The 4648-nt window shown below is 59.6% G+C and carries 4 protein-coding genes; all 4 read left to right on the forward strand.

The genetic code is table 11. The annotated features are described in order from the left end of the window. The coding region (locus ACH2EH_RS11110) for a PfkB family carbohydrate kinase (RefSeq protein WP_395141647.1) at positions 1–193 on the forward strand (193 nt) is incomplete at its 5' end. 27 nt (positions 194–220) lie between these two features. Continuing rightward, positions 221–2653: a hypothetical protein gene (locus tag ACH2EH_RS11115; RefSeq protein WP_395141649.1), complete on the forward strand. Its 2433-nt coding sequence runs from the start codon at positions 221–223 to the stop codon at positions 2651–2653. A gap of 165 nt (positions 2654–2818) precedes the next feature. Beyond that, positions 2819–3496 (forward strand): hypothetical protein, encoded by a 678-nt coding sequence (locus ACH2EH_RS11120; protein WP_395141651.1) that lies wholly within the window; start codon positions 2819–2821, stop codon positions 3494–3496. Positions 3497–3589: 93 nt separating this feature from the next. Continuing rightward, positions 3590–4342, forward strand: coding sequence for an SDR family NAD(P)-dependent oxidoreductase (locus ACH2EH_RS11125; protein WP_395141653.1), 753 nt, complete (start codon positions 3590–3592; stop codon positions 4340–4342). Positions 4343–4648 lie beyond the last annotated feature (306 nt).

The raw sequence follows: 4648 nt of genomic DNA on the forward strand, positions 1-4648 counted from the left end.
CGAGCCAGGAATCATGGTGGTAGACACACTGGGGGCGGGCGATGCCTGGTGCGCTGGGTTTCTGGCCGGGCTCTCACGTGGGCTGGCTCCCCTGGAGGCCGCCGCACTCGCCAACAGGGTCGGAGCGGCGTGTGTGCAGGCACTGGGCGCGACAACCGGAATTCCGCGCCTGGAAGCCTTGTTAGCAGGATAATGCACACGGACGCACGAATTTATCTTCATGCGCCGCCCTACTCTGCCAAATTTTAGCCGTCCGGCTCTTGTTTCCCTTGCGACAAAGACTCTCACGCTGGGAGTGGCATGGTATGTAGGCGAAAAACTAGGGGCACAGTCTGGTGCAGCTCTAGGAACGGTGTTAGGACAAGGGCTCGCCGAGGTTACAAAGACCTACTTTGGGGAGAGTGGCGCGGCGAGCTTTCAAGAGGCAATTCTAGATCGTAAGGCTCACGATCCGCACCAGCAGATTCGCAACCATGACATTCATCGGGTGGCGGGGCTGGCTCTTAAAACCCTGATCGAGGTCTATCCCAAAGATAAGCCGGAGTATGCGCAGAACCAAGCCTGGCTGACCGCGCGCCTGGAAAACTTCGATGCCCGCTGGAATGCCTTCGATCTGAGTTCCGTGCCAAACCTGAGCTTTCTTCAGGGGCGCTTTGTGGAAACGCTCTACCAGGACGGAGCGGAGGCGCTCTTTGATTCGGAGAGACTGCAAGACACGGAGTGGCTCGCGCTGTTGCTGACGTTGCTGGTCGGGGAGCACTGGCAGACTCTGACAGATGCTGCGATGGCGGGCTTCCCCGAGTTCGGGCCGCTCGCGCAGTACGTGGCAGAGCACTACGCTCCGGCCTTTACCTATCTCCTGCGCCACGACACCAAGGCAGGCTACGGGGTGCTGCTGTTTCTCCAGAGTGAGCTTCTGAAGCAGACCGGCGAGATTCACGCCAGTCTCAAAGCCCTGGTAAACCCACAGCCGGAGCTGACGCGCTTTGAGAACCTCCGGGCGGCGAAAACGCAAAATGTGGTCTATCTCTTTGAGCGACGAATCAGCCCGTTTCATGGCTACGGTGAGACGTGCGACACCCTTCAAACATTTCTAAAAGGCGAGGGGCTACGCTGGGCACGGCTGACCGGGCGCGCAGGAAGTGGCAAGAGCCGCGTGGCGCTGGAGCTGGTGCGCTATGCCGCGATGCAAAACTGGCAGACGGGCTTTCTTCGCCGCGATCATGCGTTTAATGCCTGGGAGAGCTGGACTCCCACTGTCGCGACCCTGATCGTGGTGGACTACGCACTCCACCGCAAGACTCATGTGGGAGAAAATGAAATCGGGCTGGTGAGTCTGCTGGTGCTGCTTCAAGAGCGTTTCGCGTCCTCTCAAATCCCGGTGCGCGTGCTACTGGTAGACCGTGACCGTGAGCCGTATGTCTGGGTGCGGTTCTTCGAGGGCGTTTCGTCGGTGATCCACGACGATGAGCACGATGCCCCCGCACTGAGCCTGACACCACTGGCCCAACACGACCGGCTGACAATTTTGCACGAGGAGCTAGAGCGGCTTGAGTTTCGCATTCCCCCTGATCTGCCTGCCGTGCTGGAGCGCCTAGAAACACGCCTCAAAGAACCCGCCCGCCCCCTGTTCCTGCTCTTTGCCGCCCGTGGGATCGCTGAGTGTGGTAATGAAGCCAACTGGTCGGCGGAGGGGCTGGTGGAGGTGGTGCTACGACTGGAGCAGAAGCACTGGTACGAGGCGAATGTGGACGGTACGCACCTCAACGCGCTGGTACTGGCAACGCTGGTGGGTTCCTGCAAACTCTCCGCCCTGACGAACCCGCAGAAGCTCGCGGCGGGACTACCGCTGATCGGCGACGATGACCAGCTCACCATGCTCTGTGCACTGGGCGATGGCTACAACGATGCCTTGGGCGAGCTGACCGGAATCCGCCCCGACCTCCTGGGGGAGCTTCTGATCCTCCGGCGTCTCAAAGGCGATTTCCTGCTCACGGGGCAGCTAGACAGACCCAATAGAGAGCGTAACAAACAGCAGGTGATAGAGCAGACCAAAGCACTGGTTGCTCTTGCTTGGGAACTGAACCCGGTAGCGGTTGCAGAGTATCTGGATCGCACGATAGAGGACTATCTCTTCGACCCTGTGTACGGCCCAACGGTCGAGATACTCTCTCAGAAACCAACAACTGAAATCGCCGTGTTGTTCTGGAATATGGGGGTTGCTCCACGTCTCCTCTTTGAGTGGGCGGGGCGTGGAATGCTTGACAAAGCCCGTCTCTATCTGGCAGGGATACAAGACACGAGTCGTGCCCTTATCGCTTATGCAGGTGGGCTTACCAACGCCACGGCAGACGCGACCAGCGTTACCAAAGCCAAGCCTTACCTGGACGAGCTACGACAACTAGCAAAGGACAACCCGGAAAACAGTGCTGTTTTGAACCTGCTTTTCCGTGGCTGGACGATCACCTCACTGAAAGAGTGTTCCGAGGAAGAGTGGCAGCTCTGTGCGGGCGAACTTGTGACGCTGGCGCAGCAGCTCAGTCAGTGGCAGGATGCAGTGGAGGAGTGGGGGCAGCTTGTACAACAAGTCATAACTCACTGTAGTAATGAAAAAACGGGACGAATATTTTCACAGTGGTTCCAATCACAATAGCAAGGCAGGCAAATCCAATCTAAGTCCATACAGGGATAACTAAAGAATAGGCTAAAATAACTCAAGGACAGACAGGAATTAATCCAGGCCATACAGAAACAATAACAGCGCAGACAAAAATATCAGATAATCAAACAGTGAGAAAGGCAGGATAGAACTATGGAAATGACAGGCAGTACGAAAACAAAGAAGTACACTCTCTACAGCGCGGAAATGATATTGATGCGCTCGGAGCTTGCGATCACAGGTTCCCAGAGCGACCCGGAGATTCTGAGCGCGATGGCGGCGTTTGGCTACGATAGCGCGGCGCTCACAGCGGCACAGGGGCAGCTGGAGGGGGTGCGAGATTTTCTGATCGTGGTGCAGCAAGCACGCGCCGCGCAAAAAGACGCGACTCAGGCCGTCGTAGAGGCGTTCTCCGTGGCCCGGCTCGCCTGCTCTGATCTTGCGATTGTGGCACGTGAAGTCCTCAAAGGCGACTCCGCCGCCCTCGCCACCCTGGGGCTGAGCAAGGGCGCACAGCCCCAGGCCCTCGCTGCGTTTCTGCTCTACGCCGACAAGCTCTTCAGCGGCGCACGCACTGCCCCTGACGAAGTGAAGGCAAAGCTGGCCGCCAAGGGCTACACCGAAGCGAAGCTCACCACAGAGAAGCAGAAAGTCGCAGCGCTCCATGCGGCCAACCAGGCACAGGAGCAGGCCAAAGGCACCTCCCAAGACCTCACGCCCCAGCAGGCCACGCTCCTCACCCAGCTCGATAGCTGGACCATGACGTACCGCAAGCTCGCCCGCCGCGCCCTACGCACCCGCCCTCAGCTTTTAGAGAAAATCGGCATCAAGGCGTGAGGCCCCCTAACCCCCGCCGGGCGGAGGGACAAATAGGAATCGGATTCCTTGTATTCCCCCCGTTGCACGGGGGCTAGGGGGCAAGAGAGTAACATGACAAACAAAATAGTTCTTGTCACGGGCAGTGTCCGGGGGATCGGACGTGTGATCGCTGAGCGGCTGGAGACGAAGGGCTGGACGGTAATCCGGCACGCGCAGACGGCGGCGGAGCTGGAGGGGTTGGTGGGGATCGCGGGTGATCTCGCCGAGGCAAGCGTTCCCAAAGAGATTATCCACACGGTACTTTTAAAGTACGGGCGGCTGGATGCGCTGGTCAATAACGCCGCACTAACGACGCGCTCGAACGTGGAGACGACCGATGCCGCGCTCTTTGACCGGCTGATGGCGGTGAATCTGCGTGCACCGCTGCTGCTGATCCAAGCGTCGCTCCCCCACTTCCGGGCGCAGGGCGGCGGCAAAGTGGTGAATATCGGCTCGTCGAATGCCTACTGTGGGGAGCGCAACTTGCTGGCATACTCGCTCACTAAAGCCGGGCTGATGGTACTCACGCGTAATTTAGGCGACACGCACGGGGCCGAGGGCGTGCGGGTGAACCAGTTGAATCTTGGCTGGACTCTCTCCGATAGCGAGTACGCGCTGAAAATCGCCGAGGGCCTGCCGCCCGACTGGCCCGAGCGGCTCCCGAAATCCGTCGCGCCATCGGGGGGGCTGCAAACGCCCGAGGATGTCGCCGCCATGGTCGCCTGGCTGCTCTCCGACGAGGCTCCCCGCGTCAATGGCCAGGTCTGGGACTTCGAGCAGTACCCACTGATCGGACGCAACCCGCCTAAAGATGCCGCCGATTGAAATCGGCGTCTTCAGTGGCTTCGTTCCTCAGCCGCAAAGCCCGTGCCGGGCTACCGAGTTTATTCCTTACGGGTACGATACCTCGGGGCTTGCCCCGTTCACCGGTTTGGACACCCGCGACTCTCTCAGGAGTCGCGGTTTCTGGCTGTCGGCTCTCAGGCCGACTACCTTGCCCGTGATACTTCGGGGCTTGCCCCGGGGGCGGTTCATTCCCTAGCCCGGCACGGGCTTTGCGGCACGCAGTGCCATTGCAGACGCCCAATTTCATTGGGCGGATCGAGCGGCGTGCCAGCTCTGCCAGGTGCC

The organism is Armatimonas sp. (assembly GCF_043760365.1).
Taxonomy (GTDB): Bacteria; Armatimonadota; Armatimonadia; order Armatimonadales; family Armatimonadaceae; genus Armatimonas.

What these genes read in the sequence shown, in the direction of transcription:
- ACH2EH_RS11115 (WP_395141649.1), top strand. Translation starts at nt 221, where the DNA reads ATGCGCCGCCCTACTCTGCCAAATTTTAGCCGTCCGGCTCTTGTTTCC.
- ACH2EH_RS11125 (WP_395141653.1), top strand. Translation starts at nt 3,590, where the DNA reads ATGACAAACAAAATAGTTCTTGTCACGGGCAGTGTCCGGGGGATCGGA.
- ACH2EH_RS11120 (WP_395141651.1), top strand. Translation starts at nt 2,819, where the DNA reads ATGACAGGCAGTACGAAAACAAAGAAGTACACTCTCTACAGCGCGGAA.